The 17,148-nt window shown below is 45.6% G+C and carries 19 protein-coding genes and 2 pseudogenes; 11 read left to right on the plus strand and 10 right to left on the minus strand.

Annotated elements, in window-relative coordinates; all coding sequences use genetic code 11:
• Nucleotides 1-543 (minus strand): annotated as a pseudogene (locus C7B77_RS08005) (hypothetical protein); the annotation flags it as partial.
• 549 nt (nt 544-1,092) lie between these two features.
• On the opposite strand from C7B77_RS08005, the gene C7B77_RS08010 reads away from it, so the two are divergent.
• From C7B77_RS08010 to C7B77_RS31865, 4 genes are all read left to right on the plus strand, one after another.
• Entirely contained in the window at nt 1,093-3,111 is a 2,019-nt protein-coding gene (locus C7B77_RS08010; protein WP_106302547.1) for an elongation factor G, read from the plus strand.
• A 96-nt stretch (nt 3,112-3,207) separates the two neighbouring features.
• Entirely contained in the window at nt 3,208-3,720 is a 513-nt protein-coding gene (locus C7B77_RS08015; RefSeq protein WP_106302549.1) for a hypothetical protein, read from the plus strand.
• 360 nt (nt 3,721-4,080) lie between these two features.
• Complete coding sequence (locus C7B77_RS08020; RefSeq protein WP_106302552.1) at nt 4,081-4,539, plus strand: hypothetical protein; 459 nt, start codon at nt 4,081-4,083, stop codon at nt 4,537-4,539.
• A gap of 45 nt (nt 4,540-4,584) precedes the next feature.
• Nucleotides 4,585-4,659 carry an SBBP repeat-containing protein gene (locus C7B77_RS31865; RefSeq protein WP_425430817.1) on the plus strand — a complete coding sequence of 25 codons (75 nt, stop codon included), beginning with the start codon at nt 4,585-4,587 and terminating at the stop codon, nt 4,657-4,659.
• Nucleotides 4,660-4,664: 5 nt separating this feature from the next.
• Here the strand turns inward: C7B77_RS31865 and C7B77_RS08025 are convergent, their stop codons facing one another.
• The 3 genes from C7B77_RS08025 to C7B77_RS29760 all read right to left on the minus strand — a co-directional run bounded on the left by C7B77_RS08025 (nt 4,665) and on the right by C7B77_RS29760 (nt 6,413).
• The gene (locus C7B77_RS08025; protein ID WP_106302555.1) at nt 4,665-4,934 is read right to left on the minus strand and encodes an FmdB family zinc ribbon protein; all 270 of its coding nucleotides are present in this window, start codon (nt 4,932-4,934) and stop codon (nt 4,665-4,667) included.
• 119 nt (nt 4,935-5,053) lie between these two features.
• Nucleotides 5,054-6,259 (minus strand): formamidase, encoded by a 1,206-nt coding sequence (gene fmdA / locus C7B77_RS08030; protein ID WP_106302558.1) that lies wholly within the window; start codon nt 6,257-6,259, stop codon nt 5,054-5,056.
• Nucleotides 6,252-6,413 carry a hypothetical protein gene (locus tag C7B77_RS29760; RefSeq protein WP_181243763.1) on the minus strand — a complete coding sequence of 54 codons (162 nt, stop codon included), beginning with the start codon at nt 6,411-6,413 and terminating at the stop codon, nt 6,252-6,254. The genes fmdA and C7B77_RS29760 overlap by 8 nt, the downstream gene beginning before the upstream one ends.
• 541 nt (nt 6,414-6,954) lie before the next feature.
• On the opposite strand from C7B77_RS29760, the gene C7B77_RS08040 reads away from it, so the two are divergent.
• From C7B77_RS08040 to lpxB (C7B77_RS08065), 6 genes are all read left to right on the plus strand, one after another.
• On the plus strand, nt 6,955-7,161 hold the full coding sequence (locus C7B77_RS08040; RefSeq protein ID WP_106302564.1) for a hypothetical protein: 207 nt from the start codon (nt 6,955-6,957) through the stop codon (nt 7,159-7,161).
• Between the two features lie 229 nt (nt 7,162-7,390).
• Nucleotides 7,391-8,215, plus strand: coding sequence for a UDP-3-O-acyl-N-acetylglucosamine deacetylase (gene lpxC / locus C7B77_RS08045; protein WP_106302566.1), 825 nt, complete (start codon nt 7,391-7,393; stop codon nt 8,213-8,215).
• 73 nt (nt 8,216-8,288) lie between these two features.
• Nucleotides 8,289-8,807: a 3-hydroxyacyl-ACP dehydratase FabZ gene (fabZ, locus tag C7B77_RS08050; protein ID WP_106302569.1), complete on the plus strand. Its 519-nt coding sequence runs from the start codon at nt 8,289-8,291 to the stop codon at nt 8,805-8,807.
• Between the two features lie 331 nt (nt 8,808-9,138).
• Nucleotides 9,139-9,981, plus strand: coding sequence for an acyl-ACP--UDP-N-acetylglucosamine O-acyltransferase (gene lpxA, locus C7B77_RS08055; protein WP_106302572.1), 843 nt, complete (start codon nt 9,139-9,141; stop codon nt 9,979-9,981).
• Nucleotides 9,982-10,154: 173 nt separating this feature from the next.
• Complete coding sequence (lpxB, locus tag C7B77_RS08060) at nt 10,155-11,321, plus strand: lipid-A-disaccharide synthase (protein WP_106302575.1); 1,167 nt, start codon at nt 10,155-10,157, stop codon at nt 11,319-11,321.
• Between the two features lie 138 nt (nt 11,322-11,459).
• Nucleotides 11,460-12,617, plus strand: a complete 1,158-nt coding sequence (gene lpxB / locus C7B77_RS08065) for a lipid-A-disaccharide synthase (protein WP_106302578.1) — start codon at nt 11,460-11,462, stop codon at nt 12,615-12,617.
• 32 nt (nt 12,618-12,649) lie between these two features.
• On the opposite strand, the gene C7B77_RS08070 is transcribed toward lpxB (C7B77_RS08065), so the two are convergent.
• Complete coding sequence (locus tag C7B77_RS08070; protein WP_106302581.1) at nt 12,650-13,129, minus strand: DUF1622 domain-containing protein; 480 nt, start codon at nt 13,127-13,129, stop codon at nt 12,650-12,652.
• A 15-nt stretch (nt 13,130-13,144) separates the two neighbouring features.
• Here C7B77_RS08070 and C7B77_RS08075 point away from each other — a divergent pair.
• A pseudogene (locus C7B77_RS08075) lies at nt 13,145-13,636 on the plus strand (RNA-guided endonuclease TnpB family protein); the annotation flags it as partial.
• 76 nt (nt 13,637-13,712) lie between these two features.
• On the opposite strand, the gene C7B77_RS08080 reads toward C7B77_RS08075, so the two are convergent.
• The 5 genes from C7B77_RS08080 to C7B77_RS08100 all read right to left on the minus strand — a co-directional run.
• Nucleotides 13,713-14,438, minus strand: coding sequence for an efflux RND transporter periplasmic adaptor subunit (locus tag C7B77_RS08080; RefSeq protein ID WP_106302584.1), 726 nt, complete (start codon nt 14,436-14,438; stop codon nt 13,713-13,715).
• A 317-nt stretch (nt 14,439-14,755) separates the two neighbouring features.
• Nucleotides 14,756-15,208: a DUF3531 family protein gene (locus C7B77_RS08085; RefSeq protein WP_106302587.1), complete on the minus strand. Its 453-nt coding sequence runs from the start codon at nt 15,206-15,208 to the stop codon at nt 14,756-14,758.
• Between the two features lie 228 nt (nt 15,209-15,436).
• The gene (locus C7B77_RS08090) at nt 15,437-16,216 is read right to left on the minus strand and encodes a photosystem II electron transport protein, Sll1252 family (RefSeq protein ID WP_106302590.1); all 780 of its coding nucleotides are present in this window, start codon (nt 16,214-16,216) and stop codon (nt 15,437-15,439) included.
• A gap of 186 nt (nt 16,217-16,402) precedes the next feature.
• Nucleotides 16,403-16,684 carry a hypothetical protein gene (locus C7B77_RS08095; protein ID WP_245894114.1) on the minus strand — a complete coding sequence of 94 codons (282 nt, stop codon included), beginning with the start codon at nt 16,682-16,684 and terminating at the stop codon, nt 16,403-16,405.
• 136 nt (nt 16,685-16,820) lie between these two features.
• The coding region (locus C7B77_RS08100; protein WP_106302593.1) for an SRPBCC family protein at nt 16,821-17,148 on the minus strand (328 nt) is incomplete at its 5' end.

The following is a 17,148-nucleotide window of genomic DNA, read 5'->3' on the forward strand; positions in this document are numbered from 1 at the left end:
CAGATGTGTATAAGAGACAGCTTTTAGTAAACTTGCTAAATGAGCTAAGGATATATTACTCGCGATCGGGATTTCTGGCTTCTTGCGAATGTGTATTTCTCGCCAGCCAATTCTCTCCTTGGTGTTGTCATGAATGAATCGAATTTTTGAAATCTCTCGATCGACCTTATCATCAAGCTTAGTAGAAACTAATTCAAATTGCCGCCAATCATCTTCAGCGATCGTCAATTCATCACCAGAAACATCTCGATCGTTTACTTCTGGAATCGGATCGCAAATCGATGGTAAACTATAGAGAATATCTTGGGGATTGACTAGCTCGATCTGGCGAATCCACAAGATTAATGTTTTAGACTTTGTGTATTGGGTGCGAGTTTTTGGTCGTGCATTAAGGACATTCCAGTCGGCTCCGCTGAGGTTAATTATTGTATCTCGCTCGAATGAATCTGGCAGATTATTAGCTGGTATTTGGGTAACACCCAACGATTCATCAGTAAGAGCGTCAATAAATGTGACTTCGATATTTAAGCTGAAGGATGTCATGACTTTATCAAGAAAATTGGTTTCAAGCCCCACAGGCTAGCGCGGTTATCTCGACCATCATTACATCTCTAATTTTACTGCCAATTGCCCCTTATATATTTATCGATCGTAGATCGAATATTCGATCGGATTCATAACCGAACCATCGCTCTAAAATCTGAAAATGCCGATCGCGATATTTTAACCGTACAAGAGACAAGGACTGATGTCGATCGGGTTGTTACAAAGCTAAGACAGAATTGGCATCGCAATTGACGGTGCGATGAGCAAGTAACCGATCGGCAGTTGTCGGACTGAGATCGGCTTCTCCGTAGCATTTGCAACTCTACTTAATAATGCTTAATTAATTTTCACTCAATTATTAAAAAAAACTGTATTTCGATCGCTGGGGATCGCAAAAGGGTTAAGCTCAGGTTAACAGCTTTAAATAAAGTTAGCTGTCAATTAATTCCTCATTTTGCCTTCTCGGTGCATCTTACTGAATATTTATTAGTTTGACCGATTCAATCGATACATTCACCATACACTCATTAGGGGGTGGCGATCGACATGACTATAAGTACAAAACGGATTTGTAATGTCGGAATTGCGGGGCCATATTTAGCTGGTAAAACCACATTGTTAGAAAGTTTGCTCGCCGTAACGGGAGCGATTTCGCGGAAGGGCAGCGTTAAAGAAGGAAATACGATCGGGGACAGTGCGGCAGAGGCGCGATCGAGGCAGATGAGCGTTGAGATTAGCACGGGCACTACAGTTGTTGAAGATGTCCAATTTACATTTATCGACTGTCCCGGCTCGATCGAGTTCAGTCAAGAGACATATAATGTACTGATTGGTGTAGATGCAGCGATTATCGTCTGCGAACCGACGATCGATCGAGTCTTAACGCTTTCACCTTTATTTAAATTTCTCGACGATTGGAAAATTCCCCATCTAGTTTTTATCAACAAAATCGATAAATCGAATGTTAATTTTATCGATCTCCTCCACGCCCTCAAACAAGTATCGAGTCGTCCGTTAGTCGCTCATCAGTACCCGATCGTTGAAGGTGAAAAAGTACTCGGCTTTATCGATTTAGTCACCGAGCAAGCATATCATTATCATCCTGGTAGTGCTCCCGATCTCGTCCCATTCCCGAACGAACTACGCGAAGTAGAACGCGTCGCACGGGCGGAAATGTTAGAAGAACTCGCTAACTTTGACGACCATTTATTAGAAGAATTAATCGCCGAAATCAATCCGGATGAAGAAGAGATCGTGCGCGATCTGCGGATGGAATTGGGTGCCGATCTCATCGTCCCCGTCTTCGTCGGCGTCGCCGAACTCGACTACGGCGTGCGTCCACTGCTAGCCGCACTGTTGCGCGAAGCTCCCGAAGCAGAAGTTACCGCCACACATCGCGGGATTGACGGATACAAGGGCGATGGCGCGATCGCGCAAGTGCTGAAGACGATTTATAGTCAGCAAGGCGGGAAACTCTCCCTAGTCCGAATTTGGCACGGCAATATCGCCGACGGATCGATCGTCAATGGCGTTCGCATCGGCGGAATATATCGGCTCTTGGGCAGTCAGCAACAATCTCTACAGTCGGCAAGTGCTGGGGAAATAGTCGCGTTAGGACGACTCGAAGGCATCAAAACAGGCGCGACAATTGGCGATAATTCGATCTCAGAGTTACCCCAAGCCCAAATTCTTACGCCAGTTTACGCACTGGCGATCGTGCCCAGCAACCGTAATGATGAAGTCAAACTCAGCGGTGCTTTGACTAAACTAGTCGAAGAAGATCCCTCGCTACATTGGGAACAGCACGGCGATACGCATGAAGTAATTTTGTGGGGACAGGGTGAAATTCATCTCCAAGTAGCGATCGATCGGTTGCGGCGCAAGTACAATCTTCCCATGCAAACCCATCTCCCCCAAGTTGCCTACAAAGAAACCATCCGCAAACCCGTCACATCGATTCACGGACGCTACAAACATCAGTCTGGGGGACACGGACAATTTGGCGATGTTTTTCTCGATATTCAACCGCGCCAACGCGGAACGGGTTTCGATTTCAAAGAAACGATCGTCGGTGGCGTCGTCCCCAAACAATATATTCCTGGTGTCGAAACTGGGGTGCGCGAATTTCTCGATCGCGGGCCGTTAGGTTTCCCGATCGTCGATGTCGCGGTAACATTAACCAATGGCTCCTACCATAGCGTCGATAGCTCCGAGCAAGCATTTAAAAATGCAGCGCGATTGGCAATGACAGAAGGAATCTCCAAGTGCGAACCGACGTTATTAGAGCCGATTCTCGCGATCGAAGTTTCGGCTCCGAGCGAGTTTACCTCCAAAGCATTGCAGCTATTAACCGGACGTCGCGCCCAAATTTTGGGTTATGATGCTAAATCTGGCTGGAACGGTTGGGACATAGTTTCGGCTTATTTACCACAAGCGGAGATGCACAGTTTTATCGTCGAGTTGCGCTCTCTAACTATGGGGGTTGGTTTCTTTACTTGGCGTTATGACAGGTTGCAAGAGGTACCGGAAAAGTTAGCCGAACGGGTATTGGCACGGAGTAAGTAATTTATTTCTCGATCCATCGCAGGTAGGGGCAATTCATCAATTGCCCCTACCTGTGCGTGTAATTAAAGAGTGTAATTAAAGAAATCTCGATTGCCGATGAATGTCCTTACATTGGATGAATCATTATTAATTTGGACTGTGGCTCTGGAAAGTGGATATATTCGTTCTTCTGTCTGGGTTGATTGGGCTGAAAAGCAAATCCTCGAGCTGGATTCACCACCATTTTGGTTACTAGAAGTGTCTCTAGCAAATACAGTCGAACAAGCATCGATCTTAGTTCGGAAGCATATCAAACAGACACACCAGGCTACTTGGAACAGTATCGACTACAACGATTTATATATAGGGTTTTTATACCTGCAATTCGAGCGAGGTGATTTGAAACTAGCAGAGCTATTAATGCTAGCCGGAAAATTTGCAGATGGAAAAAATTATAAAATCGATTGCTCTAAATTCTTCTCACTATTTGATGAAATAGATAATAGCGATCCGATAATTCCCAGTTTAAAAGAACGAGTAGAGGAATTATTTAAACCAATGGTAAAGTTAGCAAAGTATTATCGGTCAAGACTGCCAGCGATCGCTACAAAAGGTGTCCAATTTGACTAGCTCTACCGAAAGTGGATGTTCCCGATCGAACATCTCTGCTTTTCCGAAACTCATAATGGCTCGAAAGATGTATTTTTAATGCAACGTGGGTATAACTAGATATAGATGTCCTGCATCATTTTCCAAAAACTGTAACAGTGGCGGCGTCGGAAAGCTGGCAGCCTTCAGCCTCTCGATCCACACGGGTTGAGGGATGAGTAGATGTACTAGAGTTTTAAATCTCCCTCACATAAAAATATCCTCGAGCTTTGAGAATTGCAAAACTACTGAAAATGTAGTGAATGTATCAGTTATTCTAAAGAAATAGTGCAGATAACTCTTCCCTTTATTAAAATCGCCAGTTGACAAAAACTAGTCAATATGAAAATCCAACTAGAACGCAATCTTAAACCCCATTCCCCGCGATTGCGCTGTGTCGCTTGCGAACGTATCTTTGCTAGCGGTAAACTGCGGACTCTGTTGTATCATCAGGATGAATCGATCGCTGGAGATGTCTGTCCAGACTGTCTTGGGCGGGGATCCAGCCACATTCAGCAGCAGCTCAAGGCTCGCGCGATCGTCTTATTCCAGCAGCCTTTGCGCGACGATATCTCTCCTTCTCCCCACAAGCAGGCTTTGGAGCTATGGGAATTAGCCACTAGTAACCTCATCCTTCCTTCTGTTTACGAGCGGTTGTGGCAGCGACTGCTGATTTTTACAGCGGAAACAAAATATTTAAAACTAGCCATAAGAGGATCGAATCATCGCCGAGGGCAGCAACTACAGCTACCAACGGTAACCTTTTTGGAGGAAGAACCTCACAGTGGCAAGGATAATTGATAATTGAAACTAGGCGATCGGCAAGAGATTTAAATCTCCCGATCTTTGCGAACAACAATTCGATCGATAGCCATCGATGGTAGGGGCAATTCATACATTGCAGCTATCATCGATTTTTAAATGGTTTAATGGTTAATCATCCACGGACGACCGCCATGACTTTTGGCTCGACTACGCTGTGCTGGATCGCTGTCTTGCTTTTTAGCTAATTTTGGTTCTGGATTTTCAGTTTTCTTGAGTCGCAAAGCACCATTTAATTGAATACCCGGAATTGAAAAGATTCGTTTTGCCGATTCCTGGCATTGCGGACAATAAGCGATCGCATTACTTTCAGTCATCGTGCGCCATTCATCAAAAATGCCGCAGTCATTACAGCGAAATTCGTACAGAGGCATGTGAATTAGTGAATAGTGGATAGTGAATAGAAGTAAGGATGGGCAGAAGTAGGGTGGGCAGTGCCCACCACATAAGTTTCAACTAATTCTATGTATTAGAAAGAGTTCGCTAGACTAAACTAAACAGGTAAGATATTTTTGTCAAAAATTGCTGTAGGAATTGCGACGGTACAACAAGCATTGGGAACATCGACAATGCCGCTGACTCTGCCTTCTACCGGGGCGCAACTGAGCAAGAGATAGGCTTGTTCGCCTGTAAATCCGAACTTTTTCAAGTACTCGATCGCGTTGAGACAAGCGCGACGATAGGCAATATGTACGTCCATAAAATACTGTTTGCCTGTAAATTCATCGACTGAAATTCCTTCAAAGATAAGGTATTCAGAATAATGCGGTTCGACTGGGCCGGGTTTAAAAATCGGATTTACCATTGCATATTTTTCCACGCCACCTTTGATAATATCCACATGTAAGTCGATATAACCAGACATTTCGATCGCGCCACAGAAAGAGATTTCACCGTCACCTTGGGAGAAATGGATATCGCCCATCGATAATTTAGCACCTTCGACATAGACGGGGAAATAAATCTTGGTACCCTTCGAGAGATTTTTGATATCGCAATTGCCACCATGTTCGCGGGGTGGAACGGTACGAGCGGCTTCGGCTGCAACTCGATCGAATTCCGCTCCTGGTAGAGTGCCCAAAATCGCATTCGTCGGATTGGGTAAGGTTGCCAAGACAGGTACATCTCCCGCAAAACCAGCCCCATAAGTGCGTCTGTCGGGCTGGGTGGCCATCAATTCCGATTCCCGTTTGTTCCAGGTCGCCAGTAGCTCGTGGGAGGGCGCACAGCCAATCAAACCGGGGTGAGTGATGCCAGCAAACCGGACGCCAGGGATGTGGCGTGACTTAGTATAAATTCCTTCTAAGTCCCAAATTGCTTTGGCTGCATTGGGGTAATGATCGGTCAGGAAGCCGCCGCCGTTGTTTTTATCGAAGATGCCCGTAAAGCCCCATTCATCGCCCTGCAAGGCACCGATATCGAGGATATCGACTACGAGAATATCACCTGGTTCGGCCCCATTAACCCAAATGGGGCCACTCAGTACGTGTACGACGCTCAAATCGACATCACGGATATCGTCGGGGCTATCGTTATTTTTAATCTGTCCGTCCGTCCAGTCCTTGCACTCGATCCGAAAGATGTCGCCAGGATTGACAGATGCAACGGCGGGGATATCGGGGTGCCAACGGTTATGTCCTGGCATGTCCTGTTTATCCATCGGTTTGGTCAGATCTACATGGAATAAGGTTTTAGGCATGATAGGGATGATGAATTGGGAGTTGGTTGTTGGGAATAGTTGTCGGAATGGAGTAGGTGTAGGTTGGGTAGAGCAAGGCGAAACCCAACATCTCTAACGGTGAAAATATCCGTCGATTTTCAGCCAGAGCAAATTTAAAGTTTTGATGATTCATTAGATTTTTTAATGAGCTAGTTTAAGGGGTAATATCCAACACTTCTAAAAATTGGATATTACATTCATTCGACCCAATCTACAGCTTCTAAACAGTAATGATATCGCTCGATTCGTATTGCAAAATTATTAACTATTTTGCCCGCAGAAAAATGTATTTTGATATACATTTGCACGATAAAAATGCTAGCCTCAAATCATGGAGCCAAACAATAGAAATGCTATTTTGTAAGTTAGCATACATACCGTCAGAGAAAATAGTGTTAGAGATCGGCCAAGCCACAATTGAAATATAGTATTTCGGCTATCTCGGCAAGTAATAAAAGTTAGGCATAAATATCGCTCCAACCCGAGCTAGCGCGAATATCAACGTCGGACAGGAGCTATTAGTATTAAAACTGTTAATTCGATCGCATTTAGATCGGGCGATCGATATTGAAAGCCCGACCCAAGTCGATGGTCGATCGATTGCGAGCGAGTGGAAATAAATTAATTAGATTGGCAGTCGATCGATACCAACATACAAAATTTATTGTTTTGGAATGAAATCGCCAGAATTCACACCGGATCGATCGGAATATATCGCTATTTTCAGAAGCTTAGATATCGCGTCTATCGATACTTTTATCGATCGGATTGGGATGATGTCCATCTCTTTATTAATTGCTAGCGCGGCCAGCTTTCGTCTCGATCGAGATTCAAATGCGCTGGCGGCGATCCACTTTTCTCCAAGTGTCATCTCTAGCTGAAATTGTAAGTCGCACTAGATGCGATCGATTATCGATCGGTCGCGAGTCCAGTTTCGATCGAGTTGCAGTGTCATAGTTAGCCGTTTACCACCACTGACGGATATTAAAAGCGGAGCGATACGTGTCATAATTAACACCGTTGGCGGAGCCTGCGCTCGATCGCGCAGATGCACGGCATCCGCTCCGTTGAAGAATTGACGACTATTTAGACACCTTAAATTACAGTGTAATGTCTACTGTTTCAAATATTTGTGAGTTCCAGGGCGTTGGACTTCATTCTGGTGTTACCACCACCGTAAGAATCTTGCCAACAGAGCCAGGACTGGGGCGGTATTTCGTGCGGGTAGATCTGCCAGATGCCCCACAAATTCCAGCGCACATTGCCAGTGTGAGCCAGACGACCCTTTCCACCGAACTGACGGCAAATGGAGCATCGGTAAGGACGGTAGAGCATTTACTCGCGGCGTTAGCTGCACTGGGAATTGAAGATGCCCGGATCGAAGTCGATGGGGCAGAATTGCCGCTGTTAGACGGTTCGGCACAGGTTTGGGTAGAGAAGATCGTTAGCTCCCAGATCGAGCCAGTCCAGAACGTTCTAGCCACGTCTGGAGTGCTAACTGAGCCTGTCTGGATTCAACAAGACGAGATCTTTGTCGCCGCCTTACCATCGCCAGTGCTGCAATTTACCTACGGCATTGATTTTGATGTGTCGCCGATTGGCAATCAGTGGCATAGCTGGCAACCCAACAAAGCAGATTTTAAGACCGAAATCGCTCCCGCCAGAACATTTGGATTGGCACATCAGATCGAACAGTTGCGATCGGCAGGATTAATTAAAGGTGGTAGCTTAGATAATGCACTGGTTTGCGACGATCGACAGTGGTTGAATCCGCCACTACGATTCCCAAATGAACCATCGCGTCATAAACTATTAGACTTAATTGGGGATCTCAGTTTGTTGGGTAAATTTCCGCAAGCACATTTCCTCGCATACAAAGCCAGTCACCAATTACACGTCCGATTGGCAAAAAGGCTACACGACATGGGATATTAAATCCAACCATCAATCCACACTTAGCATCTATCAACCAGCGATTAGTAAAAATAACCAAACATATTTAGGTCTAATGTCCACCACCCTCGATCGATCTCAAGATACCATTGCCGCTGTTGACGAACCCGAACAGCAAAACGACTCCACCCCGCCCAAAACTACCTTTAACATCCAAGAAATTCACAAACTGCTCCCCCATCGCTACCCGTTTGCCCTCGTCGATAAAATTATTGACTTTGTACCGGGAGAAAAAGCGGTTGGAGTCAAAAATGTTACCTTTAACGAACCCTTTTTTCAAGGACATTTTCCCGGACATCCACTCATGCCAGGAGTGATGATTATCGAGGCCATGGCACAAGTCGGCGGCATCGTCCTGACTCAACTTCCCGAATATAATGGTGGACTATTTGTGTTTACCGGAATCGATGGAGCTAAATTTCGTCAGCAAGTAGTTCCAGGAGACCAATTAATCATGACAGTGGAACTCCAAGCGTTTAAACGTCGTCGATTTGCCAAGATGCACGCGCGCGCTGAAGTCGATGGTCAACTAGCTGCTGCTGGAGATCTCATGTTTGCTCTGGTAGAAGTGTAATCGAAACATTGGCAATTCTCCGGAGGAGAGGCTTTGCCAACCAAGATTTACAGCAGATATAAAGTGCTAGCATCTTTCAACCTGGGCATAATAGTGAGTAAGGCACTAAGTCTATTGTCTGACGACTAACTGGCAACCCAATCGTTGAAGAGCTTGTGCCCTCGCCTATGCAAACAGTAAAATACCAAATTCCTGCGACTATGACACAGGGAAATGGCATTAGCCGCCAACTCATCCAAGTCGGCTCGGTAGGTTGGGTTCGCAACTGTAAATCAAGCGAATATGCAAAGCATCTGCATCACCGATAACCCAATGGCAGGAAAATGACAAGATGGCTGGAGTAGCAATGTTAATGACACGAATTCATCCTACCGCTGTGGTGCATCCTAGCGCGGAACTCGACCCGACTGTGCAGATCGGCCCCTATGCGATTATCGGCGAGAATGTTAAGATCGGTGCGGGAACTACAGTTGGTGCCCATGCCATCATTGAGGGGCCGACGATTATCGGCGTTGGCAATCAGATTTTTCCAGGAGCGGCGATCGGTTTAGAAAGTCAGGATTTAAAATACAAAGGTGGCGAAACGTGGGTCAAAATTGGTAATTACAACCGGATTCGCGAGTATGTAACCATCAACCGTGCCACAGGCATCGGTGAAGCCACCATCATCGGCAATCACAATCTATTGATGGCTTACGTCCATGTCGCTCACAATTGCACGATCGAGGATAACGTCAAAATCGCCAACGCTACATCCTTAGCTGGCGATGTCTACGTCGAGTCCGAAGCCGTAATTAGTGGCGTCTTGGGCATCCATCAATTCGTGCGCGTCGGTAGATTATCGATGATTGGCGGTATGACTAGGATCCAGCGAGACGTACCCCCTTATACGATCGTCGAAGGTACGCCCGCCAGAGTCCGTTCGCTCAATTTTGTCGGTTTAGATCGCGCGGGAGCCACCCCTGAAGAAATTGCCATTCTCAAAAAAGCATTTCGGACGATCTATTACTCCCACAAAACGATCGCTCAAGCCCTCGACGATTTGGATTTATTCCCCAACTACGAGAGCGTTCAACACCTGCAAAGATTCTTGAGACTCTCGATCGAAGGTAAAAAAGATAACAAGCGCAGAGGCCCAATTCCTGGTAAATCAGTGGATAACAAGGGTGACTAAATTAGTGGATAGTGAATAGTGGATAGTAAAGTATTTCGATCGTCGATAGTTCCCAACTATAGTGTATTTGACTCTTTAATTCTTTCCTCTCCTTTCCAGTCCTAAGCACTACCCACTATTCACTATCCACTATCCACTATCCACTATCTTCCCCCATCACCATCGACTATTCAGTGACTCAAGCAAAAACCATCTTCATTACCACTGGAGACGTATCTGGCGATCTTCAGGGTGCGTTGCTAATTGCCGCACTCAAACAACGGGCTGAAACTTTGGGCATCGACCTAAACATTGTCGCCCTGGGTGGGAGTAAAATGGCCGCAGCCGGGGCGAAAGTGCTAGCGGATACGGCATCGATCAGTTCGATGGGAATTGTCGAGCACGCTGCCTTTATTAAGCCAGCAATTCAAGCTGGGAAGATTGCCAGAGAGTTTTTAAAAACTAATCCGCCAGATGCGATCGTTTTAATCGATTATGTCGATCCGAATATTGCTATCGGTAAATATGCTAGAAGTATCGGTCTGAATATCCCAATTCTTTACTATATCGCCCCTCAAGATTGGGTATGGCCGAGGCAGCACAAACGCGCTAGACTAATTGCTAGTTTTGTCGATGAAATCTTCTCAGTTTTCCCGATCGAAGCTGAATATTTTACCAAGCAAGGAGCCAAAGCCAAATTTGTCGGACATCCTTTAGTCGATCGAGTTGCCACTATCCCCAGTCGCGAAGTTGCCCGCGAACAGTTAGGTATTACTCCAGATGAAATTGCTGTTGCCCTCATTCCCGCTTCTCGTCAACAAGAATTAAAATATCTACTCCCGGCAATTTTTGAAGCTGCACAGCAGCTTCAGGCTAAACTACCTAATGTGCGGTTTTGGATTCCCCTGTCTCGTCCAGATTTTCAAGCAGAGATTGAAAGCCAAATTAAAGCATATAAAATTAATGCTAATTTAGTAACTAATAATCCCGATTTAGTACTGTCGGCTACAGATTTAGCCATTACCAAGTGTGGAACTGTCACATTGGAATTAGCACTACTTAACATTCCGCAAGTGGTCATTTATCGAGTTAGTAAGATTACCGCTTGGATTGCTAAAAATATACTTAAGTTTGCGATTCCTTACATGTCGCCACCTAATTTGGTCGAGATGAAATCGATCGTGCCCGAATTGTTGCAAGATGAAGCAAATCCCGATCGAATTGCTGCCGAAAGTCTCGAACTAATCTTAAATAAAGAAAGTCGCGATCGAATGTTGGCCGATTATAGTCAAATGCGCACAGCGTTGGGCGATACTGGTGTATGCGATCGCGTCGCCGTAGAAATATTAGCTAAATTGTAACTAGTAAACTCCCCTAAAAACTCTTAGTTCCGATTACAGCACTTTCCATTTTTATATTGAAAAGTGTTGTAGTATAGATTGAATGGACAGTTCAGCTCTACTGAACTAACCGATCGACTATCTATTCTCATCTAACCAGTGAAAACCATCTTCATTAGTACCGGAGAAGTCTCTGGCGATCTTCAAGGTGCCTTACTCGTCACAGCACTCAAGCAACTAAGTGTGGCAGCGGGTATAGACCTAAATATTGTCGCGCTCGGTGGTAGTAAAATGGCCGCAGCAGGCGCAACAATTCTCATCGATACTGCGGTAATTAGTGCGATGGGATTTTGGGAATCACTATTGTATGCGCGCTCCTCATCTCAAGTCCGTAGTATTGCCAAACAGTATTTGCAAACAACACCGCCCGATATCATTATCTTAATCGACTATATCGCGACCAATATCCATATCGGTAACTACGCTCATACTGAATTGCCAAAAGTACCGATTTTTTACTATATTGCTCCCCAGGAATGGGTATGGTCGCTAGGGCATAAAAATACGCAAGCAATTGTCAAATTTACCGACGAAATCTTTGCTATTTTTCCTGGAGAAGCCAGCTATTTTGCAGAGCGAGGAGCCAAGGCTAAATTTATCGGACATCCTTTAGTCGATCGAGTTGCCACTTTATCTAATCGGCAAACTGCTCGCGATCGATTGGGAATTACTCATGATGAAATCGCCATTGCCCTGATTCCAGCTTCGCGCAAACAAGAATTAATCTATATTCTGCCCGCGATTTTTGAAGCTGCTGGCCAAATTCAGTCTCAATTAGCCAACATCCGCTTTTGGATTCCCCTCTCTCGCCCAGATTTTCAAGCAGAGATCGAACGTCAAATTAAAGTATACCAACTCAACGCTACTTTAGTCTCAGAAAATGCCGATCTCGTCCTCTGTGCGGCAGATTTAGCAATTACAAAATGCGGTACGGTCAGCTTAGAATTAGCGTTACTTAATATTCCCCAAGTTACTATCTATCGGGTTAGCAATGTCACAGCTTGGATTGCTAAAAATGTGCTCAAATTTTCGATTCCTTACATGTCAACACCCAATCTGATTGCTATGAAAGCGATCGTCCCCGAATTAATGCAAGATGAAGCCAATCCCGAACGGATTGCCGCCGAAAGTCTCGAACTGATATTAAATCGAGAACGCCGCGATCGAATGTTGGTTGATTATCGCCAAATGCGGACGGCATTAGGCGAGACTGGGGTGTGCGATCGAGTGGCCCAAGAAATATTGGCAAAAATCTAAGTAACTAGCTCACATAAATAAGATCGATTATTTTACTCGCTAGCCTTACTTCTTTCTTCACCTTGTCTGATTTCACGTTCTAAGAAGTAGTTCAAGAGCGTTCGGAGCAAGACGATCGCTCCCAGAGTAAGAATGTCTTGCCGCGTTGGTGCAATCGCGGTGCGGAGAATATCGCTAGCAACGGTAAATTCTAAACCTAATGCCAATCTGCGCCCCAACTGTAAGCGAATTTTTTCAGTAGCATCTATGTGTTGCCTGATATAAAAAAGTTGCCGCACATAGGCGATAAATCCCTGAACTACTGCCGCAGAAATGACGATCGCTGCCGCCATTTCTGCACCGCTTTCTAAATAACCAATGAGCAGTTTTAGCCATGCTTCTGGGGCATTCCCCGCCGCTGTTTCTGCCACTGTTTGTCCGACATTCAAGTTGAGTAGCAGCACCAGTCCCAAGATTAATCCCAAGGGTAACAGCAGATCGATAATCGAATCGAGCACTGACGATCGTTTCATCAAAAAATTGGGTAGAAACCCCGTCTGCAAGTGGCTAAAGTCCACTCGAAAATAACCGATGCAAGGTGTGATTTTTTGCATAAGCTGACAACTCAACTGGTTCGTGAAAACCAAACGATCGTAGTTGAAGATTTGGCTATCAAAAATATGGTTAAGAACCATAAACTTGCGCTCTCGATTAGCGATGCTAGTTGGGGCGAATTGATTCGTCAACTCGCTTACAAATGCGAGTGGTACGGACGAGAACTGATTAAAATCGACCGCTGGTTTCCCAGTTCTAAAAGGTGTGGAAACTGTGGGCATATTGTCGATAACTTGCCGTTGAATATTAGAGAGTGGGAGTGTGGTGTGTGCCATACAAAACACGATAGGGATATCAACGCAAGTCGGAACATTTTGGCGGCTGGGCTAGCCGTGTCAGTCTGTGGAGCGACTGTAAGACCTGAAGAGAGTAAATCTCGGAAGGCTGGTGCGAAACCCCGTAAGGGACAGAAGCAGAAACCTTAGTTGCGAAGCTAGGGAATCCCTGTCCGTTCTACGGCGGGGTGGATGTCAAACTTCGATTTTTGCCAAGCAGTTTGTGCTAACTGTCTTTATTTGCTCGCGATGGTATTTGCGCTCTCAATTTAGAGGCTGAGATGCGCGAGCAGATTTTACTCGATCGCGATTGCGATCTCACTATATTGAGATCGGCTTTGGCAGCAGCTAATTGTTGCTCGACTTGTTTTAATCCATGTAAAGCATAGCTCTTTTGTTTCTGGGCAAAATCATATCCACTCCTAGCTTGCGCCAATTGTTGGCTGTTTGCCGAACCGCGTTTATATAGATCCTGGTAACGATCGTAGTCTTTTTTAAACGTTTGGATATTGATCTCAGCTTGGGCTACATCGGCTTGAGATAAGGTAAGTGCCGTTTTTGCTTCTTGCAAGGTGGCTAGGGCTGCCTGTAGCCGATCTGGCTTGGTACTGGAATCTACTGGATTGCGATCTCGGTTAGCTGGCAGATTTGAAGCAGTAGTAATTGTTGGTAGTGGCTGTCGATCGATCGATTCTATGACTGTGGCTTGACGGAGTGAGATCGATCGATCGGGATATTCTACCGTCCCTACTCCCATCATCATTATTCCCAGCCCCATCGAGATCGAGGCGAATAACTTTTCCCACAAAAATAGCCGTCTGACTCGCGTTTTAAGTGGTGCTGTTGTCACTACCTGTCGATCTGTTAATGCCGTACCTGTATCAACGGTAATTGAATCCTGAGCCACTATTTTAGTGTCAATTCTGCTGGTGTCAGTCTGGGAATTTTGCATACTCTCTCTACCGATATACAACGATTGCAGCCTCAATGAAAAGTCGATGAAAGCGATCGAATTACCAAATCGATTCGGTAACACTTTCAAACATCAACAAGCCATCGATAAATTTTCTAAAATCGGGGTATAAAGCGCGAACGACGCCTGACACTGGACTGCCAGCCTACTCTTCACATTGTGCCGATTAATGGTCGCTATAAAATCTGTCGAGTGATAGACTTCAACTGACAATGTTCTCTTCAGCAATGACAGAGGCGGATAAAATGCCCCTGTGACTGCACCGCTGCATCTAGATCGATAAAAATGTATTGTAGTTAGTTAATATCTTGAAATAATGATTCTTTGTGGCTGGGATCGATTTCCCAATCCTCGTTTTCACCGCCAATTAATAGTTGGATAATTTCTACATACTCTTTGCTCAATTGGGCAAGGGAATTGATTAAGACATCGATCGCGATCGCGTCGCTAGTTCCTAAATCCAGCCAACAGCGTCCCCAGTTACCTTCGTACTCAAAATCGCCCATGTTATGCATCAATGACATCATCGTGCTATCGGCAGCATCATTGTCATAATCCATATAGCTCAGATCCAATCCTGTTTCTTGAACTTGGGTATTTTCGGCATTAAATCCGCCTAACTTACCCAAAAAGAACCATGAAGAAAAAACTTCTTCTACTAACTTTTTCTCTCGCTCTGAGGGAACGTTGGCAAACTCCAACCAAAACCACACATCAAATTGACTGAATTCACGAAATTGGACTTGCATGGTAATTAGGCTTTAGGTGCTAGGCTTTAGGTTTTAGGTTTTTAGAATCGATAGTTTTTAGAGGATGGTTGGCAGTGCCTACCATTCACATAATTTCAGTTTCTATCGATCGTTTATTTACCGATTGCAACATATTTGCATGGATTAGAAAACATCTTAAAGCTATCTGGTGGGCAGTGCCCACCCTACTTTCTTGCTAGTATTTTTAGCTTGCTGCAATATTTTGAGCTACATGTATCTAGTTAAATTAACGCGATAGCGTTCCTTTTTAGTAATCGCTACTTCACCAATTTCCAATCGACCTTTGCCACGAATGGCAACCAGATCTCCAGCTTTGAGAGCGTGAGCGGATTGACCGATTTCTTTCCAATTGACGCGGACATCGCCGCTGGAAATTAGATCGACCATTTTACTGCGCGACATCCCAAAACCAGCAGACGCGATCGCGTCCAATCTGAGCGAAGCTTCGACAGTTGTCATTTCTTTTTTCTTCGGTTCGCGAATCTTTAATTCGCTCAAATCGATTCGTTGAGTTTTGACAGGAACCGATCGCACTTGAGTTAAATGAGTTTCTAAAAACTCTACTAATTCTGGGGCGACGATCGCTTGAGCACCTTGTTCGCCCAGCACGATAATATCACCTGTTTTGTCGCGGACAATGCCACAACCCAACATCGCACCCAAAAAGTCGCGATGCGTCGGCGGATCGAATAAGAAATTCCCGGCAATCTGAATAGCTGCTAAGGGCACTTGACTGGGTTCAAATGGCAATTCAGCCCGACAGATGCCCAGTCGCTGTCTCTCGGCTTGAGGATAGCCACCTGTGGCAATAATTTCGACATCGCTCAAGCGGCTAAATACGCTTTTAATTTCGGCGATTTCTGGTGGAGACAGGAAATCTGTTTCGACGACTTCCCAATTCTTGATTGCGCGATCGGCTAAATCGATCGCTCTAGCGACAACTTCTCGATTTTCGACGCGTTTTAATAATTCTTCTCTTGGAAGCATCTGGTAGTTGATAGTTGATAGTTGATAGTTGATAGTTGATAGCGATTCGTGCCCGCTTTTGTTCCCCGACGGTTTACGAGAAATCGAGACAGTTGATAGTCGATCGTTAGAGCAACTATCGTGTTTGAGTTGCTGGTGACAACATCGATCTGTAGGGGTAGTGCTTTATACCTGCCCAATGCGCGATTATTGATACATATCGGTATAAGTTTGGATATTTTCGAGGTCGAATTTACGGAGGATCGTGGTGGCTTGCTGGATAAGTAGTTGCGAACCTTCGACGACGATCAGATATTTACCCGCGTTAATCCGATTGCGATAGGGGAGCGCGTCGCCACTACCAAAAGCAATTCCACCGCCGCCCCCAATAAAGATACTACCCATGGCTCCACCCATCGCGCCGAGCAGTCCACCGATGATGCCGACGACGATGTTCAGGATGATGCCCATCTGGGCATCGGTCTTCATGATCTTGCTGCCGATCCAGCCGGCGAGTCCGCCGATGATGATCCAGCCGATGATGCTTAGGCCCAACATGTGGTGCCCCCTCTACTATGCCGAATGATGCTGAGAGGGACTGCCCGCAACGATCAACCTGCAAACATCATCTGCCTGCGAGTTCACTTTCCGACTTGATCCGCCGAAGGGTCTCGTTCATTCCGTCGATCAGCTCGACGTCGAACTTCTCGGTGCCGCCGAGGACTTTGCTGACGAGGAATCCGGACACCGCGCTGGTGCCGGTCGGTGCCTCGCGCTTCTCGACGACCGTGGTCCCGGTGCCGTTAGGGGTCAGTGTGTACGACCAGATCGTCTTGTTCTCGGTTATCCGGAACGCGATGGACTTGTTGGGGGCGAAGTCGACCACCTTCGCAGTGGTCGGCCATACGAGGAATCCTTTGCGGTTGACGTTGAGCGTGGTGGTGCCCTTACGG

It is taken from the genome of Chamaesiphon polymorphus CCALA 037, assembly GCF_003003845.1.
Classification (GTDB): domain Bacteria; phylum Cyanobacteriota; class Cyanobacteriia; order Cyanobacteriales; family Chamaesiphonaceae; genus Chamaesiphon; species Chamaesiphon polymorphus.

Bases quoted from the DNA above. Each gene is read 5' to 3' on its own strand.
- C7B77_RS08010 (WP_106302547.1), top strand. From the start codon at position 1,093: ATGACTATAAGTACAAAACGGATTTGTAATGTCGGAATTGCGGGGCCA.
- C7B77_RS08015 (WP_106302549.1), top strand. From the start codon at position 3,208: ATGAATGTCCTTACATTGGATGAATCATTATTAATTTGGACTGTGGCT.
- C7B77_RS08020 (WP_106302552.1), top strand. From the start codon at position 4,081: ATGAAAATCCAACTAGAACGCAATCTTAAACCCCATTCCCCGCGATTG.
- C7B77_RS08025 (WP_106302555.1), bottom strand. From the start codon at position 4,934: ATGCCTCTGTACGAATTTCGCTGTAATGACTGCGGCATTTTTGATGAA.
- fmdA (WP_106302558.1), bottom strand. From the start codon at position 6,259: ATGCCTAAAACCTTATTCCATGTAGATCTGACCAAACCGATGGATAAA.
- C7B77_RS29760 (WP_181243763.1), bottom strand. From the start codon at position 6,413: ATGAATCATCAAAACTTTAAATTTGCTCTGGCTGAAAATCGACGGATA.
- C7B77_RS08040 (WP_106302564.1), top strand. From the start codon at position 6,955: ATGAAATCGCCAGAATTCACACCGGATCGATCGGAATATATCGCTATT.
- lpxC (WP_106302566.1), top strand. From the start codon at position 7,391: ATGTCTACTGTTTCAAATATTTGTGAGTTCCAGGGCGTTGGACTTCAT.
- fabZ (WP_106302569.1), top strand. From the start codon at position 8,289: ATGTCCACCACCCTCGATCGATCTCAAGATACCATTGCCGCTGTTGAC.
- lpxA (WP_106302572.1), top strand. From the start codon at position 9,139: ATGGCTGGAGTAGCAATGTTAATGACACGAATTCATCCTACCGCTGTG.
- C7B77_RS08070 (WP_106302581.1), bottom strand. From the start codon at position 13,129: ATGAAACGATCGTCAGTGCTCGATTCGATTATCGATCTGCTGTTACCC.
- C7B77_RS08080 (WP_106302584.1), bottom strand. From the start codon at position 14,438: ATGCAAAATTCCCAGACTGACACCAGCAGAATTGACACTAAAATAGTG.
- C7B77_RS08085 (WP_106302587.1), bottom strand. From the start codon at position 15,208: ATGCAAGTCCAATTTCGTGAATTCAGTCAATTTGATGTGTGGTTTTGG.
- C7B77_RS08090 (WP_106302590.1), bottom strand. From the start codon at position 16,216: ATGCTTCCAAGAGAAGAATTATTAAAACGCGTCGAAAATCGAGAAGTT.
- C7B77_RS08095 (WP_245894114.1), bottom strand. From the start codon at position 16,684: ATGAAGACCGATGCCCAGATGGGCATCATCCTGAACATCGTCGTCGGC.